Raw genomic sequence first — 19,696 nt, forward strand, 5'->3', positions numbered from 1 at the left:
TGTTGCCTGGGATTACTTCTTCTTCGCCGTCGCCGGGTTCAGACTGGTGATGCGGCCGCTTTCGGTGCCGGCGGTCTCGTCGATCACGGCGTTGATCAGGGTCGGCCGGCCGGAGGCGACGGCCTCGGCGAGGGCCTTTTCCAGCTCGTCGGCGGTGGTGGCGTTGACGCCGACGCCGCCGAAGGCTTCGATCAGCTTGTCGTAGCGCGCGTTCTTGACGAACACGGTCGGCGCCACGTCGGGCGTGCCGCTCACGTTCACGTCGGTGCCGCGGTAGACGCCGTTGTTGTTGAAGACGACGATGCAGATGGGCAGGTTGTAGCGGCAGATGGTTTCGACTTCCATGCCGCTGAAGCCGAAGGCGCTGTCGCCCTCGATGGCGATCACCGGCTTGCCGGTGACCACGGCCGCGGCGACCGCGAAGCCCATGCCGATGCCCATGATCCCCCAGGTGCCCACGTCGAGGCGCTTGCGCGGCTCGTACATGTCGACGATGCTGCGCGCGAAGTCCAGCGTGTTGGCGCCTTCGTTGACAACGATGGCATCGGGCCGCGCCTTCACCTGATCGCGGATCACGCTGAGCGCGCTGTGGAAGTTCATCGGCGAGGGCCGGGCAGCCAGCGTGGCGGCCATCTTCGACAGGTTCTTGTCCTTGCGCTCGGCGATGGCGCCGGTCCAGTCGGCCGGCGGCTTGGCCCACTTGGCGTCGACGCCGGCCAGGAGCGCCGCCACGCAGGAGCCGATGTCGCCGATCACCGGCGCGGCGATCGCGACGTTGCTGTCGATCTCGGTCGGCGCGATGTCGATCTGGATGAACTGCTTGGCGCCCTTCTCCTGGGCCCAGGTCTTGCCCTTGCCGTGCGACAGCAGCCAGTTGAGGCGCGCGCCGACCAGCATCACGACGTCGGCTTCCTGCAGCACATAGGAACGCGCGGCCGCGGCCGACTGCACATGGGTGTCGGGCAGGAGGCCCTTGGCCATCGACATCGGCAGGTAGGGGATGCCGGTCTTCTCGATCAGCGCCCGAATGTCGGCGTCGGCCTGCGCATAGGCCGCGCCCTTGCCCAGCAGGATCAGCGGTTTCTTGGCACTCTTGAGCAGATCGAGCGCGCGCTTCACCGCGTCGGGTGCCGGAATCTGGCGCGGCGCCGGATCGACCACCTTGATCAGCGATCGCTTGCCGGCAGCCGCGTCCATGGTCTGAGCGAACAGCTTGGCCGGCAGGTCGAGGTACACGCCGCCCGGGCGGCCCGACAGGGCCGAGCGGATCGCCCGCGCGATGCCGACGCCGATGTCCTCGGCATGGAGCACGCGGAAGGCCGCCTTGCACAGCGGCTTGGCGATCGCGAGCTGGTCCATCTCCTCGTAGTCGCCCTGCTGCAGGTCGACGATCTCGCGCTCGCTCGAGCCGCTGATCAGGATCATCGGGAAGCAGTTGGTGGTGGCATTGGCCAGCGCGGTCAGGCCGTTGAGGAAGCCGGGCGCCGACACCGTCAGGCAAATGCCGGGCTTCTGCGTCAGGAAGCCGGCGGCCGCGGCCGCGTTGCCGGCGTGCTGCTCGTGACGGAACGAGATCACGCGCATGCCTTCGGCCTGCGCCATGCGCGTGAGGTCGGTGATCGGGATGCCGGGCAGGCCGAAGATGGTGTCGATGTCGTTCAGCTTCAGCGCGTCGATCACCAGGTGGAAGCCATCGGTCGTTTCGCGGGCCGGCGCGTCGTCGGTCATGTTCTTGAGCGCGCGCTGGAGCGTGTCGTCGGCCGCCAGGGCTGCCTGTTTGTCTGTGCTAACTGAAGACATGTCTCTCCTTTTGCTTTGGATGAATGGCCGGGGGCCGAGCCAAGACTATGATTCGGGCCCAGGCTTTCAGCTGTTGACCGCGGTCAACTTTCCGGAAAACGTTCGCCGTACCGATGAACCGGCGGTTGTTGCGAAATCGAGCAAGACGGGAACCATGACGTTGTTGGAAAACCACCCGGAAAAAAACATCATCCGAGCCCAGCTCCGGCAAAACATCCTTCTCAAGGATCTGAGCGAGAGCGACCGCGCCGAACTGGAAACCCATCTCTCCGTGGTGGACGGCAACAAAGGCGACTTCCTGCTGCACCAGGGCGTGCGCGAGATGGAGCAGTACTTCATCCTCGACGGCATCCTCAAGCGGGTGGTGAGCAATCCGGAGGGCAAGGAAATGATCCTGCGCTTCGCCGACGAGAACGACATGGAGACCAGCTATGCCGCGCTGCGGCTGGGGACGCCCACGCCGTACGGCATCGTGTGCGTGACCAAGGCGCGCGTGGCCAGCCTGCCGCTGAAGGAATGGATCGCGTTCCTGAACCGGCATGCGGAAGCCAAGGAGCTGTTCGAGTTCAGCGTCATGCGCGGGATGAGCGAGATCATGGCGCACACCATCACGCTGCACCTGCTCGACGCGCCCGGCCGCGTGCACCGCTTCATGCGCAAGCATCCGGAGCTGGTGGATCGCATTCCGAGCAAGGAACTGGCCTCCTATCTCAATCTCTCCGCGGAAACCCTGAGCCGCCTGAAAAAGCGCGGAAAGATCTAACTCAGGTCTGCTTGGATGAGGCGAACAGCCGCGAGCTGGTCATCAGCCTCAGCTGGTTGTCGACGCTGTGCACGCCGGCCACCGCCGCCGCAACATCCTCGGTCTGGCTTCGCTCTTCCGTGTCGAGCACGATCCCGCGCAGTGCGACCTGCCCTTGCCTGGCGTTGATCGTGATGTTGATATCGCGCGTCGCCGCATGCTCTTTCAGCGCCGCGCGAACGCGCGCCTCCAGCGCCATGTTGGCGAGCATGGCGCGCGATTCGGCGGTCTCGGCGAACTCCGGTCGGCTCGCCAACAGGCAGATCTGCTCCACGCAGCTCTCGACCGACACGCGGTCCGTGTTGAGCACCAGGTCGTAGAGCACCGGGTCGCCCCAGGTGACGCCGAACTGGTCGTTCATGCGCGAGGCATGCGCCTGGTCACTGCGGCGCAGCTCGGCTTCCGCGAATTCGACATCGTCGGTGCCCAAGTGGCCCATCAGCCATTCGACCCGCTTCTTGAACGAGCGCGTGATGCGCACGCACACCACGTGCGGCACGGGGCGCAGCAGGCAGGTGGCGCCCCAGCCGCGCAGCACGACATTGCCGCGGTCGGCCAGCGCGAACAGTTCTTCCGCGGTGTAGAGGGCGACGCTGCGCCGGTCGGTGGTGAGCCGCTCCACCAGCCCCGCCTTGCCGTCGCGCAGGCGGCCGATCAGGCTGGTGGACACCTGCGCCCGGTCGGCCACGCGCTCGATGGCCTCGTGGCGCATGACGGCCAGGCCGAGCGACTCGGCGAGCCGCAGCGACACATCCTTGGCGAGGGAACCCATCTCCTGGGTCATTGCGATGACGGGCATGTGGCCTCCTCTGCGCTTTCAGTCCACCGGCCGCTCGACGGCGAACTCGTCAGACTTTTTTGGCTTGATCAACGCCATCACTTTCGAGATGAGCGGCCAGAAGAGCATGGTCAGCGCCAGCGTGGTGATGCCGCCGACCAGCGGGTTCGACCACATGATCATGACGTCGCCCTGCGAGACCAGCATGGCCTGGCGGAACGAGTCTTCGGCCTTGTCGCCGAGCACCAGCGCGAGCACCAGCGGCGCCAGCGGGAAGTCGAGCTTCTTGAAGATGTAGCCCACCACGCCGAAGCCGAGCATGAACCAGATGTCGAGCATCGCGTTGTGCACGGTATAGGCGCCGATCGCGCAGATCACGATGATCACCGGCGCGATGATCGAGAACGGAATGCGCAGGATCGAGGCGAACAGCGGCACCGTGCTCAGCACCACGATGAGGCCGACGATGTTGCCGAGGTACATGCTGGCGATCAGGCCCCAGACGAAGTCCTTCTGTTCGACGAAGAGCAGCGGACCCGGCTGCAGCCCCCAGATCAGCAGGCCGCCGAGCAGCACCGCAGCGGTCGGCGAACCGGGAATGCCGAGCGCCAGCATCGGCAGCAGCGCACTGGTGCCGGCGGCGTGCGCAGCGGTCTCGGGCGCCACGACGCCTTCCATTTCGCCGGTGCCGAACTTAGTGCCGTTCTTCGACATCTTCTTGGCCAGGCCATAGCTCATGAACGAGGCCGGCGTGGCGCCGCCGGGCGTGATGCCCATCCAGATGCCGATCAGCGAGCTGCGCAGCGAGGTCACCCAGTACTGCGGCAGTTGCTTCCAGGTCTGCAGCACTACCTTGGGATCGATCTTCGCGCTCTTGCCGGAGAACTTGAGGCCTTCCTCCATCGACAGCAGGATCTCGCCGATGCCGAACAGGCCGATGACCGCGATCAGGAAGTCGAAGCCGCGCATCAGCTCGGGCTGCCCGAAGGTGAGGCGCAGCTGGCCGGTCACGGTGTCCATGCCGACGCTGGCCAGCGCGAAGCCGAGCGCCATCGACGCCAGGATCTTGAAGGGCGAGCCCTTGCCCATGCCGACGAAGCTGCAGAAGGTCAACAGGTACACCGCAAAGAATTCGGGCGAGCCGAACTTGAGCGCGAACTTGGCCACCAGCGGCGCCAGGAAGGTGATCATCACCACCGCCAGGAAGGCACCCACGAAGGACGAGGTGAAGGCGGTGGTCAGCGCCGCACCGGCCTTGCCCTGCTGGGCCATCGGATAGCCGTCGAAGGTGGTGGCCACCGACCACGGCTCGCCCGGGATATTGAACAGCACGGAGGTGATGGCGCCGCCGAACAAGGCACCCCAGTAGATGCACGACAGCATGATGATGGCCGAGGTCGGCGACATCGTGAAGGTGAGGGGCAGCAGAATGGCCACCCCGTTCGCCCCGCCCAGCCCCGGCAGCACGCCGATCAGCACGCCGAGGATGATGCCGACGAACATCAGGCCGATGTTCATCGGCGTCAGGATCACTGCAAAGCCCTGCATCAGGGCACTGATTTCTTCCATTTCGCGTTCGCTCCCAGAGATTCAGTAGCCGAGAAAGCGAAGAGGATCCAGCGCGCCTTTGAAAAGGGGCACCTTGAACCACACTTCGAACATGAAGAAGAAGAGCGTGTTGACGGCCAGCGCGATGAGGACGCTCTTGACCCACGAGTACTTGCCCAGAACGATCATGAACAGCGCGATGTAGAGCGCCGATGCGATGTACAGCCCCAGGAAGGAAACGGCCAGCACATACACCGTCGCCGGAACCAGCACCGACATCACGCGCTTCAGCTGCTCCGAATCGACGAAGACCTCGGTCTTCCTGTTCTTGCCGAGCAGGGCTTGATACAGGATGCCGGCGCCCGAGATGGTGATGATCAGGCCGATGTAGAAGGGAAAGTAGCCCGCCCCGGGGCCGTCGGTGGTCCAGCCGGCGCCCAGCCTGCGGCTTTCGAAGATCACGCCCAGGCCGATGATCAACAGGACCGCCGCAACCACCGCTTCGACCAGGTTGGTGGCAACGCCCGTGCGCGCCGCGGCGTCGCCGGATTTCTCGTCGTGCTCCATGGAGCCCCCATCGTGTGTGTGTGTGATGAAAACCAATGCGGCGCCCTCGCCATCCCCCGCGCGGGGTGATGGCTGTCGCGTTCGCCGCTCGGCGCCCGGTTACTTGCTGCTGGCGGCCAGGAAGCCGGCTTCGGTCATCAGGGTGCGGTGGGTGGCCTCTGCGCCTGCCAGCCATTTCGCGAACGCGTCGCCGGTCATGAAGGTCGGATTGAACGCACCCTTCTCCATGTACTCTTTCCACTCGGGCGTTGCGGCGACCTTGGTCAGCAGGTCCACATAGAACTTGAGCTGGTCGGGCGTCACGCCAGCGGGCATGAAGATGCCGCGCAGCATGGTGTACTTGGTCGGGACGCCGGATTCCTTGCAGGTCGGGATGTCGTTCCACGACTGCGTGTCGGTGACCTTGGCCTTGAAGGGCATGCGCTCGTCGTCGAACACGCACAGCGCGCGCAGCTTGCCGGCGCGCCACTGGGCAACCGCCTCGATCGGATTGTTCACGGTGGAATGCACATGGCCGCCCACCAGCTGCACCGCGACCTCGCCGCCGCCCTTGAAGGGCACGTAGATGAACTTCGTGCCGGTGGCCTTCTCGAGGGCCACGGTGATGATCTGGTCTTCCTGCTTCGAGCCGGTGCCGGCCATCTTGAACTTGCTCGGGCCCGCCGCCTTCGCCGCGGCGATGTATTCGGCGGCGCTCTTGTACGGCTCCTCGGCGTTCGACCACAGCACGAACTGGTCGAGCGCCATCATCGCGACCGGGGTCATGTCCTTCCAGTTGAAGGGCACGCCGGTCGCCATCGGCGTCGTGAACAGGTTCGACAGCGAGATGATGATCTTGTGCGGATCGCCCTTGGCTTCCTTGACCGCGAGGAAGCCCTCGGCGCCGGCGCCGCCCGACTTGTTGACGACGATGAGCGGCTCCTTCATCAGCTTGTGCTTGATGATGATGCCCTGCATCAGCCGCGCCATCTGGTCGGCGCCCCCGCCGGTGCCGGCAGGGATCACGAATTCCACCGGCTTGGTGGGCTCCCATGCGGCGAAGGCAGGTGTCGTGACCGCCAGCGCCATGACGGCCGCGGTGGACAGGCTGGCTCCGCAGGCCCGGGTGCGCGAAATGAGATTCCCGATCATGTTGTCTCCTAGGTAGGCTGTGCTCTTTTTGCTTGGAATCTCAGTCGAAATCCCAGTGAAGCGAATGCTGCGCGCCGTCGCCCAAAGCCGGCTTGACCATGGTCAACTTTTCAGAGATTCCGTATGCGGGTAAGCCCGCGCCCTGCGCCGCCAGCCCTTCGAGACAAATCTAGGGTTTACCCCCTAATCGGGTAAACCCTATAAGATGACCGGAACTCGACTTTGCAATCCAGGAGTTCCCTATGTCCACCCTCGACCAATCGTCCCGTGCGAACGCCTTCGGCGGCCTGGCCGGCGCGTTCAAGGCCTTGGCCGATGAAGCCAGCGTGCTGGTCCATGCCTTGCTGAATCCGGGCAAGATCATCGAAGAAGTCGAGCAGATGCGCGCCTTGCACCTGGACGCGAACAAGGTCGAAGCCAGCAACCCGGCGCGCGCTGCCGCGTTGCGCTGGCAGGCCTCGCGCGTCGGCCTGCGCTGAGCGCGCCCGGCCAAGGCCGGTGGGTATTCAGCTCAGGTGAGCACCCGCCTCAACGCTCGGATCTGTTGCCACACCTGCGCCTGCGTACCGGCGACGCCCATGACCTGCATGCACCGCTCCAGCCAGCCGGTGCGCTCGCGCATGCGTTCGATGGCGCGCTGCAGGTCGCGGCGCACGGCGGCACCGTAGGCGCCTTCGGCCTTGGCAACGGCATCGCGCAGCAGCGCCAGGCTCGGCTTCATCATCGCCAGGTCGATCAGGTCGCGGCTGAATACGCCGTCATCAGCCCAGCAGTCGGAGTTGGCGAGCAACTTGCTCGCGGCCATGTCCAAGGACGTGAGCGTTGGCACGCCGCACAGCTCGTCGGCCTTGCCGGGTACCTGCAGCGCCATGCGGGCCTCGAACACGATCTCGAACTTGATCGGCTGGTCGTCGAGCTGCACGCGCGTGCGGATGCCGTGCTGGTCGGCGCGCAGTTCGCCGGCCTGCGTCAGCGGCACGGCATCGGCCCGCGTCACGGTCGCAAGTCCGTCGATGCCGGTCATCTCCTGCCGAAGCTGACGGTACATCGCAAGGTCCGACACGAGAAAGTCGATGTCCACCGACTCGCGGTACTCGCCGAAGCGCAGCGCGATCGCGGTGCCGCCGCCGAACAGGCAGCCCCGTTCGCGTAGCCGCGGCCCATCGAGCGCCTGGAGCACCCGCGCGACGCGGCGGTGGTGCGGCCGCTCAAACAACAGGGTCGCTCCCGAGTGCCAACCGCAGGGCATCGACGAGGTCCCGCTCGGCCGGAGACAGTGTCGTGGGGTCGAGGTGCCGCCAGTTGCGCTCGTAGATGCCCAAGGCTTCGCGCGGCGTGAGTTCTTGCGGGCCGTGGACCTGCCACGCCAGTTCCTTGAGGCCAGGGTAGTCGGCGATGCGGACGCGCGCGGGAAGCCAGCCTCGGCGATGCGTTTCGGCGGGCGCAGCAGCTTCCTCCTGCGGCCGGATCGCCACAGCCAGACCCAGCGCCACCAGCACCCGCAGGTACGCGGCCATGGTGACCGCAGGTTCGCCCTTTTCGATCCGGTGCAGGGTGACGCGCGAGATGCCGGCAGCTTCGGCCGCGGCCACGGCGCTGATGCCCAAGTCCTTGCGGCGCCAGCGCACCGTGGCGCCGATGGCGGCCAGGGCCTCGGCGGATTGGGGAGTGAGCTCAGGGCCTGGATCGGGCATAAGTGTTTCTCATTCTTGACAAAATCAGTGATTTGTCAAGAATGAGAAACAAATCAGTGCAGTGCGTGGCGCGCTGCGCCTACGATGCTCGCCGCATCCACGCCGAAGAACCGGCGCAGCGCCGCGCGCGTGTCGCTGCGGCCGAAGCCGTCGGTGCCCAGCGTGAGGTAGCGCCGGCCTTCGGGCAGGAATGCACGGATGCTTTCAGGCACCGCGCGCACATAGTCGGTTGCCGCGATCACCGGCCCGCTGCCGCCCGCCAGCTGCTGCGCGATGAAGGGTGTGCCCGGCGCCGCATCGCCGGCCAGCGCACGCTGCTCGCAGGCTCTCCCATCGCGCGCAAGTTCGCTCCAGCTCGTGACGCTGAAGACCTCGGCCTCGATGCCTTCCGCGGCCAGCAGCTGCGCTGCCTTGATCACCTCGGTCAGGATCGCGCCGGAGCCGAGCAGCGTCACTTTGGCTGACGCGCGCTCCGGACCCTCGAAGCGATAGCAGCCGCGCAGCACATCGACCTCCGCGCCTGCCGGCAGGTCGGGCTGGGCATAGTTCTCGTTCATCAGCGTGACGTAGTAGAAAACGTCCTTCTGCTCGACCATCATCTCGCGGATGCCGGCATCGACGATCACCGCCATCTCGCCCGCGAACGCCGGGTCGTAGGCCTTGCAGTTCGGGACGGTGGCGGCGATCAGGTGGCTCGATCCGTCCTGGTGCTGCAGCCCCTCGCCGCCGAGCGTGGTGCGCCCCGAGGTGGCGCCGAGCAGGAAGCCGCGTGAGCGCTGGTCGGCCGCGGCCCAGATCTGGTCGCCCACGCGCTGGAAGCCGAACATCGAGTAGTAGATGTAGAAGGGCAGCATCGCCAGGCCGTGCACGCTGTAGCTGGTGGCCGCCGCGGTCCAGCTCGCGATGGCGCCGGCCTCGCTGATGCCCTCTTCGAGGATCTGGCCGTCGGTCGCCTCGCGGTACGAGAGCACCGAGCCGATGTCCTCCGGCGCGTAGCGCTGGCCCACGCTCGAATAGATGCCGACCTGCTTGAACAGGTTGGCCATGCCGAAGGTGCGCGCCTCGTCGGCCACGATGGGCACGATGCGCGGGCCCAGCGTCTGGTCCTTCATGAGGTTGCCCAGCATGCGCACGAAGGCCATGGTGGTGCTCATCTCCTTGCCGGCGGCGGCGATCGCGAACTGCGCGTAGGCCGCGATTTCCGGCTTGGCGACCGGCTCGCACGCGGTCTCGCGCTTGGGCATGCTGCCGCCGAGCGCGGCGCGCTTCTCGCGCAGATAGCGCATCTCGGGGCTGTCCTCGGCCGGCTTGTAGAAGGCGGCCTGCGCGGCCTGCTCGTCGGTGAGCGGCAGATCGAAGCGGTTGCGGAACTCGAGCAGGTCGTGCTCGTCGAGCTTCTTCTGCGAGTGCGTGGTCATCTTGCCCTGCCCCGCGCTTCCCATGCCGTAGCCCTTCTTGGTGTGGGCCAGGATCACCGTCGGCTGGCCGCGGTGCGCGGCGGCGGCTGCATAGGCGGCATGGATCTTCACCAGGTCGTGGCCGCCGCGCTTGAGACGATCGATCTGCTCGTCGGTCATGCCTTCCGCGAGGCGCGCGAGCTCCTCGTTCTGGCCGAAGAAGGTGTCGCGGTTGTAGCGCCCGTCCTTGGCCGCGAAGGTCTGCATCTGGCCGTCCACCGTGTTGGCGAAGGCGCGCGCCAGCGCACCACCGCTGTCGCGCGCGAACAGGCCGTCCCAGTCGCTGCCCCACACCAGCTTGATCACGTTCCAGCCGGCGCCGGCGAAGAGTTTTTCGAGCTCGTCGATGATGCGGCCATTGCCGCGCACCGGGCCGTCGAGGCGCTGCAGGTTGCAGTTGACCACCCACACGAGGTTGTCGAGCCGCTCGCGCGCAGCGAGCGTGAGCGCGCTCATCGATTCGGGCTCGTCCATCTCGCCGTCGCCGAACACACCCCACACTTTCCGTCCCTCGCAATCGAGCAGGTTGCGGTGCGTGAGGTAGCGCATGAAGCGCGCGTGGTAGATCGAGCTGATCGGACCGATGCCCATCGAGCCGGTCGGGAACTGCCAGAAGTCCGGCATCAGGTACGGGTGCGGATAGCTGGAGAGGCCGCGTGCGCCGTGGGCGGGCGCCGTGAGTTCCTGGCGATAGTGCCGGAGATCCTCCTCGCTCAAGCGCCCTTCGAGAAAGGCACGCGCGTAGACGCCCGGCGCGCTGTGCGGCTGGAAGAACACGAGGTCGCCGCGCTGCTTCTCGTCGCGCGCATGGAAGAAGTGATTGAAGCCGGTCTCGAACAGGTCGGCCGCACTCGCATAGCTCGCGATGTGGCCGCCGAGCTCGCCATAGGCCTGGTTGGCGCGCACCACCATCGCGAGCGCGTTCCATCGCATCAGCGAAGCCAGCCGCTCTTCGATCGCGAGGTCGCCCGGGAACGCCGGTTGCGCCTCGACCGCGATGGTGTTGACGTAGGGCGTCGACAGCTCGGGCTGCCAGCCGATGCGCTGGGTGCGTGCGATGCGCGCGAGTTCGTCGAGCATCCAGCGCGCGCGTTCCGGGCCGTGCGCCTCGGCCAGCGAAGCGAAGGCCTCGCGCCATTCGGCGGTTTCGACCGGGTCGGGATCGTTCAAGGGCATGTCGATCAGTGCGCGCAACTGACCGGAAGAAATCGGGGCGTTCATGAACCGCACTTTAGGCCGCCTCCGATGGAATGGGCTGCCGTTCCAGCGGCTCTTTCAAGGTTATCACGGCATAGAATGCCGCCATTCAGCCACTTTGAAGCATTTCATGCAACTGGACGCGATCGACCTGCGCATCCTGGACGAGCTGCAGCGCGACGGCGCACTCTCGAACGTGGAGCTCGCGCGACGCGTGCACCTCTCGCCCTCGCCTTGCCTCGCGCGCGTGAAGGCGCTCGAAACGGGCGGCGTGATCCAGCGCTACGTGGCGCTGGCCAACGCGGCCGTGCTGGGGCTCGGGCTCAACGTGTTCATTTCGATCAGCCTCAAGACGCAAAGCAAGAAGTCGCTGGCCGACTTCGAACAGCGCATCGCCGAGCACGACGAGGTGATGGAGTGCTACCTGATGACCGGCGACAGCGACTACCTGATCCGCGTGGCGCTGCCCGACATCGGTGCGCTCGAGAAATTCATCCTCGAGCAGCTGACGCCCATTGCGGGCATCGAGAAGATCCGCTCGAGCTTTGCGCTCAAGCAGGTGCGCTACAAAACGGCGCTGCCGCTGCCGGCAGCGCCGTCCTGAATCGCTCGGGCCTTACAAGCCGATCAGACCGCCGTCGTTCTTCGTGATCACGACCGTGGCCGAGCGCGGACGCGCATTGCCGCCTTCGGGCCAGTGGCTGCCGAAGAGCGCCGGGTTGCCGATGTTCGCTGCCGCCGTGGTCTCGCCCGGGTGCTGGATGTTGACGAACAGCGCGCGGCCGTCGCCCGATTCGGCGATGCCGGTGATCTCGCAGTCCTTCGGGCCGACGAGGAAGCGGCGCAGGCCGTCGGTGCCCGGCGCCTTGCCGACGAAGGTGGCCTGCGTGCGCGTGGTCACGCCGTCGACGTTGGTGATGGTCTTGGCAGCGCCGTCGCCCACCTTGCCGGGCACGGCGCCCAGCAGCATGCAGTTGGTGACGTCGGTGTAGGCGCCGTCGTCGGTCTCCAGCCACAGCAGGCCGGCGGTCACGCTGCTGAACCACAGGCCGTCGGGGCTCGAGAAGTCGTTGTCGGCGACCAGGCCCGAGAGGTTGACGTCCGCCGAAGCCGTGGCGCGCGCGCCGAACAGGTACACGTCCCACTTGAAGCTCAGGGCCGCCGGGTCGGCGCCGTCGTCCGCGAAGCGCACGATGTGGCCGTTGGGATTGCCGGTCTGCGCCGTTGCGGCCACGCCCTTGGGGTCGTTGTAGAAGCGCGGGTTGGCCGCATCGGTGGCCGTGATGGGACGCGAGGCGGCGTTGGTGTTGGTGAGGGTCACATAGACCTCGCCGGTCTTCGGATTGACGGCCGTCCACTCGGGGCGGTCCATCTTGGTGGCGCCGGCCGCATCGGCCGCGAGGCGCACGTTGATCACCACGTCGGCCGCGTCGGCGAAGGCGTAGGCGGGATTGCTCGCCGTGATGCCGTTGACGCCGAGCTTGAGCTCCAGCCACACGCCCGTGCCGTCGGCATTGAACTTGGCGACGTAGAGCTTGCCGTCGTCCATGTACTTGTCGCCGGCCGCCAGGCCGCCGTTGATGTCGGCCGCATCCCAGGCCTTGGTCGACACAAACTTGTAGATGTACTCGTTGCGCGAATCGTCGCCCATGTACCAGACCAGGGGCTTGCCGGCCACCACCGGGCCGAGGCAGGCGCCTTCGTGGCCCATGCGGCCGAGCGCGGTGCGCTTCTTCGGCGTGCTGCCGGGCGTGAAGGGATCGATCTCGACCACCCAGCCGTAGGTGTTGGCGCCGTTGCGGTAGTCGTCCGTGGCGGTGGCGCCGGTGACCTGGGCATTCCAGCGGCCGTAGATGTTGTCGGCCGTGTCGGGCGTGACGGTGGACCAGAGTTCGCGACCGGTGCCGGCAACGCCGTAGCGCGTGAAGGCGGCGATCTCCTTGGCGCTGCGGCTGGGGTTGTCGGTCGCGGTGATGCGGCGGAAGTAGCCGGCCCAGTTCTCTTCGCAGGTCAGGTAGGTGCCCCAGGGCGTGGTGCCGTTGGCGCAGTTGTTGAGCGTGCCGCGGGTCTTGCTGCCGTCGGCGCTGAACTTGGTCTTCAGGTAGTCGGCGTTCGCAGCCGGGCCCGAGAAAGTCATCTCGGTCAGCGTGTGGACGCGGCGGTTGAAGCTCGAGTCCTGCTTGTAGCTCCAGCTGCTCGCGCCCTTGTTGACCTCGATCACGCTCACGCCGTGCAGGAAGAACTCGCGCTGCACTTCGTCGGCGACGCTGCGGACGGCGGCGTTGCCGGTGCCGACGATGGTCTGGCCGGTGGGATGCAGGAACAGCGGCGTGATGGCTTCGTGGTTCATCGCGAGCAGGCCGCGCGTGGCATTGGCCGGGTCCCACTTGTTCGAAGCATTGATGCCGAAGAAGGTCATGCCGTCATGGTGGTCGCCGGCGCGCTTGTCGTAGGTGGCCGGCGCATCGGTGCCGTCGTTCGCATAGGCAGGCACGCCGGCCGCGATCGGATCGCCGAGGCGGTACAGCACGGTGGCGGTATAGCCGGGCGGCACGCTGACGACGTCGTCCAGGCTCTTGGCGACGGCCGTGAAGCCCAGCTTGGGTGCGGCCGGCGCCGGTGCGGGCGCAGGGGCCGGAGCGGGTGCCGGCGCAGCCGGCAGCACCGGGAAACCGCCGCCGCTGCCGCCACCGCCGCAGGCTTGCAACAGAGCGGCGCCGGCGGTGCCGACGCCCAGGCCGAACAGATGGCGACGGCTCAGGCGCGACGCGATCAGGTCGTTGAAGGAGGGGTTGGGGCTTGAGTTGTGGCCGATGTCGTCGGGGTCGATCGCAGCGATTTCGTTATGGGTCTTGGCGGTCATTCGCAAAACTTTCAGTGGGGACTGGTTGTAGAAAAACTCAGCCCGGTACGCTAAAAGTTCAATGTGACGCCCGGAAGTCAGGCATGGGTCAGATCCGCGACGCGCGGCCTCCTCCGCCGCCGGCGGTCGTTCTCTCAGCGCGCGTGCTGCAGCAGGCGCGCCGCCGTCTCGTACATCGCGGCGTTGTTGAAGGCCGCGAGCCCGGCCGTCAGCAGCGCGATGCACGCGGCGACAGGGCCCGGCAGCGAACGCGCGGCAAACACCGCGAGCGCCATCAAGAGCGGCAGGAAGTGCGCGGCGTAGAGAAAAGTCTCCTCGCCGTAGATCAGATGCAGCGCAACCTGCGCCGCCAGCGTGAGCCCGAGGACCTTGCCGAAGGCATGCCACTGCGGCGAACGCACGAGCCCGTGCACGCCGGCCGCCAGCAGCAGGGTCCACAGGCCGAGCGCGAGCATGCCGGCCCAGCTGCCCGAACCGGGCGCGCTCAGCTGCACCGTGAGCCAGTTCAGCTTGGGCGCTTCGGAGGCCTTGGCCAGCAGCACTTCGGGCACGCTGATCGGATGCCAGAACATGCCGGCGAGCTTGTGCAGCACGGTGCCCGACTGCTCCAGGTTCACGTAGTCCGCCTCTTCCCGGCTGCCGAGAAAGAAGAACTTGGCGAAGCGGTAGAGGAAGCGCTGCGCCACCGAGACGACGGCGACGACCACGAACGCGATCGCGCTGATGGCGAACGCACGCCGCCAGGGCCGCTGGACCACGGCCAGCGCCAGCCCCGCGACCCAGTTGGTGACCGTGATGCTGAGGCTTGCGATGCTGGCGGCGATCAGCAGGCGGTCGCTCACCGGCCGATGCACCGCAAGCGCCGCGACCAGCAGCACCCACAGCAGGGTCAGCGATCCGATGCCGAAGGTCTCCGGCACCGAGAACCAGAACTGGAAGCCGGCGCTTGCGATGGCCAGCAGGGAAAAGCCGAGCGCAACGAAGCGGCCGGCGCCGAGCAACCGGCACAGCGCATAGAAAGAGACCACCCACAGCGCCGCCACCAGCGCCGCGAAGCGCATCGCCACCTGCAGATCGCTGCCCGGCCACAGCACGCGCAGGCCGGCGACCAGCGGATGGATGAGGATCGAGGCGATCGGATGGACCTTGGTGCGGTAGTGGTTGCTCTGCGAATCCACCATGTTGGCCAGCGCGCGCGGCAGGTCGGCCTGGAACCAAGCGTCGAGGCCCTCGGGCTTGAAGAGCTGCGGCGGCAATTGGCGCGACAGCGCCGCCAGCAGCATCAGGGCCAGCGCCGCGAGCAAGGCGGCGAGCAGCGCATCCCAGGCGAGGCTGCGTGTCGTCGTGGATGGGGTCACATTCAGCCTGCCATCCATAGCGCGACGGCGCCGATCGCCACGGCCAGCCGGCTGACCCAATCGCGCGCGGCGAAGACCACCGGGTCGTCGTGCAGCACGCCGCGGATCGCCTTGAGCCAGATGCGCATGGTCCAGAACAGGAAGACCGGGATCAGCACCCAAAGATATTGGGGGTTCTCGTAGCGCGCCACCATCTGCTGGTCGTGCAGGTAGAGGCCCAGCAGCAGGGCCGCCATCTGCCCGGCTGCGACGCCGGTGCACAGCACGAAAGGCGCATCGGTGGCCACGTAGCCGCGGTTGCGCTTCATCTGGCGCACCTCGGCGGGCGGGCCGGTCAACTCGACATAGCGCTTGGCCAGCGCCAGGCTCAGGAAGATGAAAAGCGAGAACGAGAGGATCCAGAAGGACAGCGGCTGCCCGGTGGCCGCCGTGCCGGCCGCCACCCGGATCGTGTAGAGGGCGGCCAGCGAGAACACGTCGACCACCGCACGGCGCTTGAGGTGCAGCGAGTAGGCGGTGGTCAGCGCCATGTAGAGCAGCAGCACGCCCACGAAGGCATCCGGCAGCAGCGCGAGCGACAGCGCCAGCGAGCTCGCACACAGAAGGCCTGTCATGACCAGGCCCGCCGGCACCGAGATCTCCCCGGCGGCGAAGGGCCGCGTACGCTTGCGGTGATGCCGCCGGTCCGTTTCGAGGTCGAGCAGATCGTTGAGCACGTAGATGCCCGAGGCCATGAGGCCGAAGGCCAGGAAGGCGAGCGCAGCGTTGACGACCAGCGACTGCGTGAGATCGTGCAGCACCGGCATCAGCGGCAGGAAGATCAGCAGGTTCTTGAGCCACTGATGCAAACGGGCGCCGTACAGATAGCGCTTGAAGGAGGTGCGCGGCGGCACGATCCGTGCCTCGATCGTGGTCGCGCCGGCCGCGCGCCGGGCCAGCGATTCGGAGCGGCTGACCACCACCGCGGCCTCGGCGCCGCGCCAGACCGCGAGGTCCACGCTGCGATCGCCTGCATAACTGAAGGCGCGGCCGCCGGCGTCGGCCTCGATCGCCGCCAGCTTGCCCGCGCCGCGCAGGTTGCGCTCGCCGTCGGAGGCGAGCACCGCATCGAAAAGGTCCAGGTGCCGCGCCACCGCGTGCGCGAGCTTGGCGTCGCTTGCCGTGGCCAGCACCGTGCGGCGGCCGGCGGCGCGCGCGCTGCGCACCAACTCGATCACCTCGGGCCGGTAGGGCAGGGTCGTGACATCGACGGTGGCGCGCTGCGCCACCTCGTCCTTGAACGCCGCCTTGCCGCGCAGCAGCCACAGCGGAAGGGAGAGCAGCGAGAGCGGCGAAGCGCGCACCAGCTGCAGCAGGGATTCGTGCAGCAGGTCGGTGGCGATCAGCGTGCCATCGAGATCGACGTAGAGCGGGCGCATGGTATTGAGGCCTGTCATCAGGACCCTAGCTCCGGCCCAGCACCACGACGCCCGCCATGATGATGGCGATGCCCAACACCCGGCCGGCGGTCAGCGGCTCGCCGAACAGCTGCCACGCGAGCAGGGCCGCGATCACGTAGCCCATCGACAGCATGGGATAGGCGACGGTCACGTCCACGCGCGTCAGTGCGAGGATCCACAGCCCTGCGCTGAGGAAATAGCAGACCAGGCCGAGCAGGATCCACGGCTGCGTGGCCGCGTTCCATGCGGCCGCCATCAGCGAGGCGCCGCTGCCCATGGCCACCGTGCCCAGCGTCTTGGCACCGGCCTTGAGCATCAGCTGCGCCGCCGAGTTGAGCAGCACGCCCGCGAAGATGATCGAAAAGGTCTGGAGATTCATGAAGATCCTTGCCCGTCGAAGGCAAGGATCATGCCCTGGCACCCGTTACTTCGGCCACAAGACCCACAAACGCAGAGGCTGATTCACGCGCGCGGCCAGGCGCCCCGCTTCGGCGCCGGTGCCGGCGAAGTAGTCGGCGCGCACTGCGCCGACGATCGCGCTGCCCGTGTCCTGCGCGACCACCAGCTTCGCGAGCGGCACCACCGGCCCGGGCGAGGCAAGCCAGACCGGCGTGCCGTAAGGGATGCTCTCGCGGTCGACCGCGATCGAGCGCCCGGCCGTGAGCGGCACACCCTGCGCACCGACCGGGCCGGAGGCCGCATCGGTCTCGGACAGCGGCTCCTCGCGGAAGAACACGTAGCGCGGATTGCTCCACAGCAGTTGCGACAGGCGCTGCGGGTTCTGCGCCACCCACTGCTTGGTGTCGTCCGGCCACAGACTGACTTTCGTCGCGCCCTGGCTCAGGAGCCATTGCTGAACGCTCTTGTACGGCTGCTCGTTGGTGGCCGCGAAGGCCACGCGCACGGTGCGCTGGGAGCCGTCGGCCTCGGTGATGCGCAGCCGCCCCGAGCCCTGGATGTGCAGCATCAGCACGTCGATCGGATCGGCCAGCCAGGCGATCTCGCGGCCGCGCAGCGCGGCCTGGGCCTGCGGCAGGGTGTCGATCTCCTGCCGCGTGTACCAGGGACGGCGCGCCACCAGACCGGCGGGCGCCTGGTAGAGCGGCACGGTGTGGGTGGCGGTCGGCCGCCGCGAAGCGTCGAACACCGGCTCGTAATAGCTCGTGAGCTTGCCTTCGTTCTGGCCGCCCGCGAGCGATTCGACGCGGTAGGGCTGCAGCCTCTGCTGCATCCATTCGCGCTGTTCATCAGTCTCGGCAAGCGCCAGCTGGCGCACCTCGCGGCACAGCGGCGCGAAGGCCGTGTTGGGGCGCGCGCAATTCGCGATCAGCGCACTCCAGCCTTCATGCAGCGCGTCGTCGCCGAAGCCCGGCAGCTCGGACCAGGACACGGGCACCCAGCGGCTCTTGGGATGCGCGAGCGACCCGGTGAGCGGTCCCAGCTCGCGCTGCGCGCTGGTGCCCGGCACGGCTGCGGGCGTTGTCGCCGCTTCGGGCTGCAAGGTGCCGACCGAACAGCCGGCGAGCGTTGCTACGATCGCGAGCCCGACCAGCCACTGGAGTCCTTTTGTCATGGGTTTGATTTTGCTTGAAGCGCTGGGCGCCGGAATCGTGCTGGTGCTGATCGTCTGGTGGACCATGTTCTCAGGGCGCAAGCGCGGCGAAATGCACGATGCAGGTGATTCTGAAAAAGAGTCTTCGTCCGACGAGCCACCGCCGGGGGGCTCAACATAATTCCTCCTCGCTGAATCCAGCGTCTAAAAGGAATTCATATGAAAAAACTCGTACTCGCCACCACCGCAGCCGCCCTCGTGCTCTCGGGCTGCGCCGGCATGAGCGACACCCAGCGCAATACGGGCATCGGTGCCGGCATCGGCGCCCTTGGCGGCGCGGTCATCGGATCGGCAACCGGTGGCGACAGCCGCGCCATCGGCACGGGCGCTGCGGTCGGTGCGGCCGCAGGCGCGCTGGGCGGCTATCTCTGGTCGCAGCGCATGGAAGCGCAGAAGCGCGAGATGCAGGCCGCCACGCAGGGCACCGGCATCGCCGTCACCCAGACCCCCAACAACGAGCTCAAGCTCGCGATCCCGAGCGACGTCTCTTTCGACACCGGCCGCTCTGCCATCAAGCCGAACTTCGCGCCGATCCTCAACCAGTTCGCCAACGGCCTGCGCAACAACCCGAACGCCGAGGTCCGCATCATCGGCCACACCGACAGCACCGGCACCGACGCGATCAACAACCCGCTGTCGGTCGACCGCGCCGCCAGCACGCGCGACTACCTGATCGCGCGCGGCGTGCCGCAGCAGGCCTTCCGCATCGAAGGCCGCGGCTCGCGCGAACCGGTCGCCGACAACAACAGCGATGCCGGCCGGGCGCAGAACCGGCGCGTTGAGATCTATGTGGGCGAACGCCCGCAAGGCTAAGGGCGCAGGAGGTTGGCCAGCTCCACGGCCGACTTGACTTCCATCTTCTCGAACACGCGCGCACGGTGGACCTCCACCGTGCGCACGCTGATGGAGAGCTGCTCGGCGATCAGCTTGTTGGGCAGGCCCTCGACCACGCGCCGCATCACCTCGCGCTCGCGCTCGGTCAGTTCCTCGACACGGCGCATCAGGAGGCGTCGCGCGCGCTGCGCCTCGATGGCGCGCAGCGAGGCGCCGAGCGCATGCTCGATGCGGTCGACCAGCGCGTTGTCGGAAAAGGGCTTCTCGCAGAAATCGAAGGCGCCGCGCTTCACCGCGTCCACCGCCGTGGGCACGTCGGCATGGCCGGTCAGGAAGATGACTGGCATGACTTCCAGCAGGCCGCGCTCGGCCAGCCGGTCGAACAGCACCAGCCCGCTGGTGCCGGGCATCCGCACGTCGAGCAGCAGGCAGTGCGGCTGATCGGCCAGCGGCTCCTCCATCAAACGCAATTCGAAGGCTTCGGCACTCGCGAAATGTTCGCTCACCAGCCGGCGCGAACGCAGCAGCCAGGCCAGCGCCTCGCGCACGCTGGCGTCGTCGTCGACGATGAAGATGAGGGCATCGATCAAGGGTTGCATCAGGAAAGGTCCATCGA

Annotated in this window: 19 protein-coding genes; 5 read left to right on the forward strand and 14 right to left on the reverse strand. The window is 67.1% G+C overall.

Annotated elements, in window-relative coordinates:
* Nucleotides 1–12 precede the first annotated feature (12 nt).
* A complete protein-coding gene (gene oxc, locus ACSQ86_RS28135) occupies nt 13–1,800 on the reverse strand; it encodes an oxalyl-CoA decarboxylase (protein ID WP_436305991.1) in 1,788 nt (595 codons plus the stop codon).
* A 154-nt stretch (nt 1,801–1,954) separates the two neighbouring features.
* Between oxc and ACSQ86_RS28140 the strand changes: the two genes are divergently transcribed.
* Nucleotides 1,955–2,563: a Crp/Fnr family transcriptional regulator gene (locus ACSQ86_RS28140; RefSeq protein ID WP_436292204.1), complete on the forward strand. Its 609-nt coding sequence runs from the start codon at nt 1,955–1,957 to the stop codon at nt 2,561–2,563.
* Nucleotide 2,564: 1 nt separating this feature from the next.
* On the opposite strand, the gene ACSQ86_RS28145 is transcribed toward ACSQ86_RS28140, so the two are convergent.
* From ACSQ86_RS28145 to ACSQ86_RS28160, 4 genes are all read right to left on the reverse strand, one after another.
* The gene (locus ACSQ86_RS28145) at nt 2,565–3,401 is read right to left on the reverse strand and encodes a cytidylate kinase family protein (RefSeq protein ID WP_436310070.1); all 837 of its coding nucleotides are present in this window, start codon (nt 3,399–3,401) and stop codon (nt 2,565–2,567) included.
* An 18-nt stretch (nt 3,402–3,419) separates the two neighbouring features.
* Nucleotides 3,420–4,949 carry a tripartite tricarboxylate transporter permease gene (locus ACSQ86_RS28150; RefSeq protein ID WP_436305993.1) on the reverse strand — a complete coding sequence of 510 codons (1,530 nt, stop codon included), beginning with the start codon at nt 4,947–4,949 and terminating at the stop codon, nt 3,420–3,422.
* Between the two features lie 21 nt (nt 4,950–4,970).
* Nucleotides 4,971–5,495, reverse strand: coding sequence for a tripartite tricarboxylate transporter TctB family protein (locus ACSQ86_RS28155; protein WP_436305994.1), 525 nt, complete (start codon nt 5,493–5,495; stop codon nt 4,971–4,973).
* Nucleotides 5,496–5,594: 99 nt separating this feature from the next.
* Nucleotides 5,595–6,626 (reverse strand): Bug family tripartite tricarboxylate transporter substrate binding protein, encoded by a 1,032-nt coding sequence (locus ACSQ86_RS28160; protein WP_436292035.1) that lies wholly within the window; start codon nt 6,624–6,626, stop codon nt 5,595–5,597.
* A gap of 242 nt (nt 6,627–6,868) precedes the next feature.
* Between ACSQ86_RS28160 and ACSQ86_RS28165 the strand changes: the two genes are divergently transcribed.
* Nucleotides 6,869–7,105: a hypothetical protein gene (locus ACSQ86_RS28165; RefSeq protein WP_093108600.1), complete on the forward strand. Its 237-nt coding sequence runs from the start codon at nt 6,869–6,871 to the stop codon at nt 7,103–7,105.
* A 32-nt stretch (nt 7,106–7,137) separates the two neighbouring features.
* Here the strand turns inward: ACSQ86_RS28165 and ACSQ86_RS28170 are convergent, their stop codons facing one another.
* From ACSQ86_RS28170 to mdeB, 3 genes are read right to left on the reverse strand one after another with little or no spacing between them, the layout of a single operon-like run.
* A complete protein-coding gene (locus ACSQ86_RS28170; RefSeq protein WP_436305995.1) occupies nt 7,138–7,842 on the reverse strand; it encodes a nucleotidyl transferase AbiEii/AbiGii toxin family protein in 705 nt (234 codons plus the stop codon).
* Entirely contained in the window at nt 7,835–8,320 is a 486-nt protein-coding gene (locus tag ACSQ86_RS28175) for a helix-turn-helix domain-containing protein (protein WP_436310071.1), read from the reverse strand. Before ACSQ86_RS28175 ends, ACSQ86_RS28170 begins: the two co-directional genes overlap by 8 nt.
* 53 nt (nt 8,321–8,373) lie before the next feature.
* Nucleotides 8,374–10,998, reverse strand: coding sequence for an alpha-ketoglutarate dehydrogenase (gene mdeB / locus ACSQ86_RS28180; protein ID WP_436310072.1), 2,625 nt, complete (start codon nt 10,996–10,998; stop codon nt 8,374–8,376).
* 106 nt (nt 10,999–11,104) lie between these two features.
* Here mdeB and ACSQ86_RS28185 point away from each other — a divergent pair, with 106 nt between their 5' ends.
* Complete coding sequence (locus ACSQ86_RS28185) at nt 11,105–11,578, forward strand: Lrp/AsnC family transcriptional regulator (protein WP_093108597.1); 474 nt, start codon at nt 11,105–11,107, stop codon at nt 11,576–11,578.
* A 12-nt stretch (nt 11,579–11,590) separates the two neighbouring features.
* On the opposite strand, the gene ACSQ86_RS28190 is transcribed toward ACSQ86_RS28185, so the two are convergent.
* The 5 genes from ACSQ86_RS28190 to mltA form a co-directional block, all read right to left on the reverse strand.
* The gene (locus ACSQ86_RS28190) at nt 11,591–13,837 is read right to left on the reverse strand and encodes a PhoX family protein (RefSeq protein WP_436310073.1); all 2,247 of its coding nucleotides are present in this window, start codon (nt 13,835–13,837) and stop codon (nt 11,591–11,593) included.
* A gap of 134 nt (nt 13,838–13,971) precedes the next feature.
* Nucleotides 13,972–15,195, reverse strand: coding sequence for a hypothetical protein (locus ACSQ86_RS28195; RefSeq protein ID WP_436310074.1), 1,224 nt, complete (start codon nt 15,193–15,195; stop codon nt 13,972–13,974).
* A 2-nt stretch (nt 15,196–15,197) separates the two neighbouring features.
* Nucleotides 15,198–16,631: a UbiA family prenyltransferase gene (locus ACSQ86_RS28200; protein WP_436306000.1), complete on the reverse strand. Its 1,434-nt coding sequence runs from the start codon at nt 16,629–16,631 to the stop codon at nt 15,198–15,200.
* 7 nt (nt 16,632–16,638) lie between these two features.
* Nucleotides 16,639–17,013: an SMR family transporter gene (locus ACSQ86_RS28205; RefSeq protein WP_093108594.1), complete on the reverse strand. Its 375-nt coding sequence runs from the start codon at nt 17,011–17,013 to the stop codon at nt 16,639–16,641.
* A gap of 45 nt (nt 17,014–17,058) precedes the next feature.
* A complete protein-coding gene (gene mltA, locus ACSQ86_RS28210; RefSeq protein WP_436310075.1) occupies nt 17,059–18,207 on the reverse strand; it encodes a murein transglycosylase A in 1,149 nt (382 codons plus the stop codon).
* Between mltA and ACSQ86_RS28215 the strand changes: the two genes are divergently transcribed.
* A complete protein-coding gene (locus tag ACSQ86_RS28215; RefSeq protein ID WP_185878812.1) occupies nt 18,206–18,367 on the forward strand; it encodes a hypothetical protein in 162 nt (53 codons plus the stop codon). The two genes, mltA and ACSQ86_RS28215, sit on opposite strands and share 2 nt — an antisense overlap.
* Before the next feature lie 38 nt (nt 18,368–18,405).
* On the forward strand, nt 18,406–19,059 hold the full coding sequence (locus ACSQ86_RS28220) for an OmpA family protein (protein ID WP_093108592.1): 654 nt from the start codon (nt 18,406–18,408) through the stop codon (nt 19,057–19,059).
* Here ACSQ86_RS28220 and ACSQ86_RS28225 read toward each other — a convergent pair.
* Nucleotides 19,056–19,679 (reverse strand): response regulator transcription factor, encoded by a 624-nt coding sequence (locus ACSQ86_RS28225; protein WP_436292027.1) that lies wholly within the window; start codon nt 19,677–19,679, stop codon nt 19,056–19,058. The two genes, ACSQ86_RS28220 and ACSQ86_RS28225, sit on opposite strands and share 4 nt — an antisense overlap.
* Nucleotides 19,680–19,696: the final 17 nt, after the last annotated feature.

Source organism: Variovorax sp. LjRoot130 (assembly GCF_964253755.1).
Classification (GTDB): domain Bacteria; phylum Pseudomonadota; class Gammaproteobacteria; order Burkholderiales; family Burkholderiaceae_C; genus Variovorax.

Bases quoted from the DNA above. Each gene is read 5' to 3' on its own strand.
- oxc (WP_436305991.1), bottom strand. From the start codon at position 1,800: ATGTCTTCAGTTAGCACAGACAAACAGGCAGCCCTGGCGGCCGACGAC.
- ACSQ86_RS28140 (WP_436292204.1), top strand. From the start codon at position 1,955: ATGACGTTGTTGGAAAACCACCCGGAAAAAAACATCATCCGAGCCCAG.
- ACSQ86_RS28145 (WP_436310070.1), bottom strand. From the start codon at position 3,401: ATGCCCGTCATCGCAATGACCCAGGAGATGGGTTCCCTCGCCAAGGAT.
- ACSQ86_RS28150 (WP_436305993.1), bottom strand. From the start codon at position 4,949: ATGGAAGAAATCAGTGCCCTGATGCAGGGCTTTGCAGTGATCCTGACG.
- ACSQ86_RS28155 (WP_436305994.1), bottom strand. From the start codon at position 5,495: ATGGAGCACGACGAGAAATCCGGCGACGCCGCGGCGCGCACGGGCGTT.
- ACSQ86_RS28160 (WP_436292035.1), bottom strand. From the start codon at position 6,626: ATGATCGGGAATCTCATTTCGCGCACCCGGGCCTGCGGAGCCAGCCTG.
- ACSQ86_RS28165 (WP_093108600.1), top strand. From the start codon at position 6,869: ATGTCCACCCTCGACCAATCGTCCCGTGCGAACGCCTTCGGCGGCCTG.
- ACSQ86_RS28175 (WP_436310071.1), bottom strand. From the start codon at position 8,320: ATGCCCGATCCAGGCCCTGAGCTCACTCCCCAATCCGCCGAGGCCCTG.
- mdeB (WP_436310072.1), bottom strand. From the start codon at position 10,998: ATGAACGCCCCGATTTCTTCCGGTCAGTTGCGCGCACTGATCGACATG.
- ACSQ86_RS28185 (WP_093108597.1), top strand. From the start codon at position 11,105: ATGCAACTGGACGCGATCGACCTGCGCATCCTGGACGAGCTGCAGCGC.
- ACSQ86_RS28190 (WP_436310073.1), bottom strand. From the start codon at position 13,837: ATGACCGCCAAGACCCATAACGAAATCGCTGCGATCGACCCCGACGAC.
- ACSQ86_RS28200 (WP_436306000.1), bottom strand. From the start codon at position 16,631: ATGACAGGCCTCAATACCATGCGCCCGCTCTACGTCGATCTCGATGGC.
- ACSQ86_RS28205 (WP_093108594.1), bottom strand. From the start codon at position 17,013: ATGAATCTCCAGACCTTTTCGATCATCTTCGCGGGCGTGCTGCTCAAC.
- ACSQ86_RS28215 (WP_185878812.1), top strand. From the start codon at position 18,206: ATGGGTTTGATTTTGCTTGAAGCGCTGGGCGCCGGAATCGTGCTGGTG.
- mltA (WP_436310075.1), bottom strand. From the start codon at position 18,207: ATGACAAAAGGACTCCAGTGGCTGGTCGGGCTCGCGATCGTAGCAACG.
- ACSQ86_RS28220 (WP_093108592.1), top strand. From the start codon at position 18,406: ATGAAAAAACTCGTACTCGCCACCACCGCAGCCGCCCTCGTGCTCTCG.
- ACSQ86_RS28225 (WP_436292027.1), bottom strand. From the start codon at position 19,679: ATGCAACCCTTGATCGATGCCCTCATCTTCATCGTCGACGACGACGCC.